Origin of the sequence: Tenacibaculum sp. 190130A14a (assembly GCF_964048965.1) — a bacterium.
GTDB lineage: Bacteria > Bacteroidota > Bacteroidia > Flavobacteriales > Flavobacteriaceae > Polaribacter > Polaribacter polynesiense.
The window spans coordinates 3,930,149-3,936,153 of the sequence record NZ_OZ040189.1; the positions used below are offsets into that span (position 1 = coordinate 3,930,149).

The window sequence follows — 6,005 nt, forward strand, 5'->3', positions numbered from 1 at the left end:
TTATTTTTTATGGTAATGGTTATATATTTTCTGTGCTCTTGAACTTCCAACTACTTGTATTAAATCTTCTAAAGAAGCTTCTTTTACTCTCTTTGCCGACTTAAATTTACGCAAAAGATTGGTGATTGTTTGTTTTCCAATATCTGGTATTTGTTCTAATTCAGATTGAATAGCACTTTTACTTCGTTTATTCCTGTGAAATGTAATTCCAAAACGATGCGCTTCATTTCGTAAATGTTGAATTATTTTAAGAGTTTCTGATTTTTTATCTAAATACAAAGGAATAGAGTCACCTGGGTAATATATCTCTTCCAATCGTTTCGCTATACCTATAATAGCTATTTTTCCTCTTAATCCTAACTCATCTAAGCTTTTTAGTGCGGATGAAAGTTGACCTTTTCCTCCATCAATTACAATTAATTGAGGTAAAGGTTGGTCTTCTTCCAACAACCGTTTATATCTTCTATACACCACTTCCTCCATAGAAGCAAAATCATCAGGCCCTTCCACTGTTTTTATGTTAAAATGTCGATACTCTTTCTTACTTGGTTTTCCGTCTCTAAAAACCACACAGGCCGCCACTGGGTGCGTTCCTTGAATATTAGAGTTATCAAAACATTCAATATGCCTTGGTTCCTTTCCTAATCGTAAATCCTTTTGCATTTGACCCATAATACGCTTCACATGTCTATCTGGGTCCACAATTTTTATTTGTTTAAATTGTTCTTGACGGTAATATTTGGCATTTCTTTCCGATAAATCTACAATACGTTTTTTATCTCCAAGTTTTGGTACCGTAACTTTTATTTTTTCACCTAAATCAACTTCAAAAGGAACATATACTTCTCTTGAAAGAGAGTTAAACCTATTGCGTGTTTCAATAATAAACAGTTCTAACAACTCTTTATCTGTCTCCTCTAGCTTTTTCTTTATTTCTGTAGTGTAAGATTGTACTATGGATCCGTTCATTACTTTAAAAAAGTTCGCGTACCCATGAGATTCATCTGAAATAATTGAAAATACATCAACATTGTTAATGGATGGATTGACAACTGTTGATTTAGCCTGGTAATTTTCTAATGCTTGTATCTTCTCTTTTACCTCTTGCGCTTCTTCAAATCTCATTTCTTGTGCATAGTTCACCATAAGAGATTTCAGTTTTATAACACTCTCTTTAAAATCTCCTTTAATAATATTACGAATATCATTAATATCGGCCATGTACTGTTCTTCAGTTTGAGTACTTCGACTAGGATTTTTCAAACTTTTAATTTGATGTTCTAAAGAACCTATATAATGCTGGTAATTACTCTTCTTTCGTCCAATATCGTATTTGTAAGTTCTTACTGAGTAAATCTCGTCAATCAAATAAAACAGCGAGTTTATTGTTTTTACACTTGTGTAAGGTCCAAAATACTCCGAACCATCTTTAATTACTCTACGGGTCATAAACACCCTTGGAAAACGTTCTTTTTTAATACAAATCCACGGATACGTTTTATCATCCTTAAGCATTACATTATACTTCGGTTGATGTTTTTTTATCAGACTATTTTCAAGTAATAATGCATCCGTCTCGGTATCGACAACTATATGTTCAATTCGAACAATCTTTTTCACCAAAACACGTGTTTTTCCATACTCGTGATTCTTTGTAAAATAAGAAGAAACTCGCTTTTTTAAGTTTTTGGCTTTTCCAACGTAAATAATGACATCATCTTTATCAAAATATTGATATACCCCTGGAGAATTGGGCAATGTTTTTATTTGTAGTTCTAATGGTGTTGGCATACAACGAAAATACGACTTCTAAAAAAAATATTCCCAGTAAAGACGTACTTTTACCCTTATTTATTTTACAATGCAAAAACCTGTAGATTTTTATAAATCGCAACTCATTGAGTTAAACATACAACATACAGAAGTTTCAAAGAAAATACTGAGAATTCGTGCACTTCGATTTCTGGTATTTATAACAAGTGCTCTAGGTATATACTATACTTTTCATATTCCAAATGTTCCTATTGTAATTGCACTCTTAGGAATAATAGCTTTTATTTTTCTAGTAATGCAACACCAAAAACTAAAAGATAAACGAAAAATAATAATTACCAAAAAAAACATAAACACTACAGAAATAGCTGTATTAAACGGAAGTTATCACGATTTAGACATAGGTAAAGAGTTTATAAATCCACAACATTTTTTTAGCAACGACATTGATTTGTTTGGAAAAGGGTCTTTCTTTCAATTTATAAACAGAACCGTAACTAAAGATGGTAAAAAAGAGCTTGCCGCAACTATAGTTAGCAATCAGACTGCTTTTATTTTTGAAAAGCAAGAAGCACTGAAAGAACTTTCTTCTAAAGTTAAATGGCGACAACATTTTTCTGCATTAGAAAGCTTGGTTACAGCCAAAAGAGACACAGCAACAATTGTTGAATGGATTCAAAATTACACTTCTAAAATACCAAAACATCTTTCAATTATAACCAAACTATTTCCAATAGTATCTATTGCATTCATTACACTTTTGGTTTTTAAAACAATTAGTTTTTCAATACTATTAGGATGGTTTTTTGTTGGTTTAGCAATAACGGGTTCTGCATTAAAAGCAACCCAAAAACTATATACAGATGCTAACAACGCTAAAGATATTTTTAAACAGTATTACTTATTATTAGAACAAATAGAAAACCAACAATTTTCATCAAGTATACTTCAAAACAAACAACAAGATATTACTTCTGAAAATGAGAAAGCCTCAAGTATTTTTAAAAAATTCTCTAAAATATTAGATGCTTTTGATCAACGAAACAATATATTAATTGCTGTTGTTGGAAATGGCTTATTTTTATGGGATATTCAAAATGCTCTTAAAACAGAACAATGGATTGCCCAATATAAAAATGTAGTTAAGCAATGGTTTAAAACAGTAAGTTATTTTGATGCGCAAAACTCTCTAGCTAACTTTGTTTACAATCATCCTACATATTCTTTTCCAAAAATTCAAGATGAAACAGCTGTTATTACAGCAAAAAACCTTGGACATCCATTGTTAAATCGTACCAAAAGAATTGATAATGATTTTCGTATTTCTAACAATCAGTTTTTTATTGTTACTGGAGCTAATATGGCGGGAAAAAGTACTTTTTTAAGAACTATTTCATTGTCTATAGTTATGGCAAACTGTGGACTTCCTGTTTGTGCAGAAAGTTACAACTATACTCCCGTAAAGCTTATAACAAGCATGCGTACATCAGATTCTTTAACAGATGATGAATCGTACTTTTATTCTGAATTAAAGCGTTTAAAATTTATTGTAGACAAACTAACCAACGATAATTATTTTATTGTTTTAGATGAGATTTTAAAAGGAACAAATAGTAAAGATAAAGCCTTAGGTTCGAAAAAGTTTATTGAAAAATTGAGCAAGTCAACCTCAACAGGAATTATTGCCACTCATGATGTAAGCTTATGTGAATTAGCAAATGAATATGCTCCTCAAATAGAAAACCACTATTTCGATGCAGAAATTGTGAACAACGAATTGTTTTTTGATTATAAAATGAAACAAGGAATTTGTAAAAACATGAATGCTTCCTTTCTACTGAAAAAAATGGAAATTGTATAAGTCTAGCCTGAAGATACAAGGTATAAATACGCTCTAAAACTATGACAAATGACAGTAAATTATTGATTCTTTAATCCGTACCTTTGTTCTATGCATGGACTTATAGATAGTTTTGGTAGACAGATTAATTATGTGCGATTGGCAGTTACCGATCGTTGCAATCTTCGTTGCCAATATTGTATGCCTGCAAAGGGTATTGATATTGTTCCTAGAAAGGAACTATTGAGCTATAAAGAAATGTACCGCATTGTTCGAGTACTTACAGAACTTGGTGTTACCAAAGTAAGACTTACAGGAGGAGAACCTTTTGCTCGTAGAGATTTTATGAACTTTTTAGAAATGTTATCATACAATGATCTTCTAGAAGACATAAACATCACTACCAACGGTGCCTTAGTTAGCAAACATATAAAAACGCTGGAAAGTCTTGAAAAGGTTAAAAACATTAACCTAAGTATAGATAGTTTACACCCAGATAAGTTTACCAAAATTACTCGTAGAGATGTTTTTAGTGAAGTTTATGAAGCTTTTGAGTTATTAGAAAAAAGTTCGTTAAACTTGAAGTTAAATGTGGTAGTACAATCGAATTTTAACACCAATGAAATTAATGACTTTGTACGTTTAACTAAGGAAAAAGATATTGCCGTTCGTTTTATTGAAGAAATGCCTTTTAATGGTAAAGGGCAACGTGACATTCAAGAAAACTGGAACTTTAAACGTATTCTACATGAAATTCAATCGGAATATGATATTACAGAATTGATTTCTGAAAAATCATCTACTTCTAGAAACTATCAAGTAGATGGTTTCAAAGGAAATATTGGAATCATCCCTGCATTTACAAGAACCATTTGTAACGATTGTAATCGTATTCGAGTAACGGCAACAGGAACATTTAAAAATTGTTTGTTTGATGATGGAGTATTCAATCTTCGTGATTTTATTAGAGACGGGGCAAGCAATGATGATTTGAAAGAGTTGTTTTTAAAGCTCGTTAAAGAAAAACCTGAAAATGGTTTTATTGCTGAGGCTAATAGAAAAGGAAATGTTTCTGAAAGTATGAGTACTATTGGAGGATAGTTTAACACTCCAATTTACTGATTTGAAAATGCTATAATTAAACATCTAAATAACTTAACTTTTACAATGATTACAGTAGAAGAAGCTAAACATATAATTTTAAGCAACACACAAGATTTTGGAACTGAAGAAATTCCGTTTTTAAAATCTGTAGGAAGAATTTTAAAGGAAGATATTATTGCCGATAGAGATTTTCCTCCTTTTAATCGTGTTGCTATGGACGGTATTGCTATTAACTACCGTTTTTTTCAATACGGTGTTCGCGATTTTAAGATTGAAGGAATTCAGCCTGCTGGAAGTCCACAAGAAACAATGGACAACGCTGCGAATTGTTATGAGGTAATGACAGGTGCCGTATTACCTAATAATTGTGATACGGTGATTCGTTATGAAGATGTAAGTATTAACACACTTATGGCAACGGTAAACTTAGATGAAATTACCGAAGGACAAAACATACATACGCAAGGTTCTGATAAAACAGAAGGAACCGTATTAATTGAAAAAAACAAACAAATTTCTCCAGCAGATATTGGTGTATTAGCAACTGTAGGAAAAGCAACCCTAAAAGTTGCAAAGCTTCCTAAAGTAATGATTGTTTCTACAGGTGATGAATTGGTAGATGTAAACGAAACACCAGAAACACACCAAATACGAAGAAGTAATGTATACACTTTGGTTTCTTTATTAAACGAATTAAAGATACCATCAGAAACAGCCCATATCACCGATGATAAAGCAGTTTTAAAAGAAAAAATAGCTGGTTTTTTACATCAGTATGATGTATTGCTTTTCTCTGGAGCCGTAAGTAAAGGTAAGTTCGATTATTTACCAGAGGTTTTAGATGAGTTAGGTGTAGAAAAACTATTTCATAGGGTTGCACAACGCCCAGGAAAACCATTTTGGATGGGCACCACAGACAATTGTAAGGTGTTTGCATTTCCAGGGAATCCAGTGTCGACTTTTGTAAACTGTCTAGTCTATTTTTATCCTTGGTATCATAAATCAGTAGAGTTAGACGAGCATCAACGAACTGCAACCTTAATGGAAGAGGTAAACTTTAAGCCTGAGTTGACCTACTTTTTACAGGTAAAACTACATACTGAAAACGGACAATTACTAGCAACTCCAATTAAAGGAAATGGTTCTGGAGATTTAGCTAGTTTGGTAGAAGCGAACGGATTTATTGCATTGCCTAAAACAACAGAAACTACTTTTGGTAAAGGGAGTGTGTATCCTGTGATATGTTATTAGAGTGTTTAGTGTTTAGTGTTTAGTGTTTAGTGTTTAG

The 6,005-nt window shown here is 31.9% G+C and carries 4 protein-coding genes; 3 read left to right on the plus strand and 1 reads right to left on the minus strand.

Going from position 1 to position 6,005, the window contains the following annotated elements; all coding sequences use genetic code 11:
• Nucleotides 1-1,791 (minus strand): excinuclease ABC subunit UvrC, encoded by a 1,791-nt coding sequence (uvrC, locus tag ABNT22_RS18365; RefSeq protein ID WP_348718195.1) that lies wholly within the window; start codon nt 1,789-1,791, stop codon nt 1-3.
• 70 nt (nt 1,792-1,861) lie between these two features.
• Between uvrC and ABNT22_RS18370 the strand changes: the two genes are divergently transcribed.
• From ABNT22_RS18370 to ABNT22_RS18380, 3 genes are all read left to right on the plus strand, one after another.
• The gene (locus tag ABNT22_RS18370; protein WP_348718196.1) at nt 1,862-3,634 is read left to right on the plus strand and encodes a MutS-related protein; all 1,773 of its coding nucleotides are present in this window, start codon (nt 1,862-1,864) and stop codon (nt 3,632-3,634) included.
• Nucleotides 3,635-3,724: 90 nt separating this feature from the next.
• On the plus strand, nt 3,725-4,714 hold the full coding sequence (moaA, locus tag ABNT22_RS18375; protein ID WP_348718197.1) for a GTP 3',8-cyclase MoaA: 990 nt from the start codon (nt 3,725-3,727) through the stop codon (nt 4,712-4,714).
• A gap of 66 nt (nt 4,715-4,780) precedes the next feature.
• A complete protein-coding gene (locus ABNT22_RS18380) occupies nt 4,781-5,968 on the plus strand; it encodes a molybdopterin molybdotransferase MoeA (protein WP_348718199.1) in 1,188 nt (395 codons plus the stop codon).
• Nucleotides 5,969-6,005: the final 37 nt, after the last annotated feature.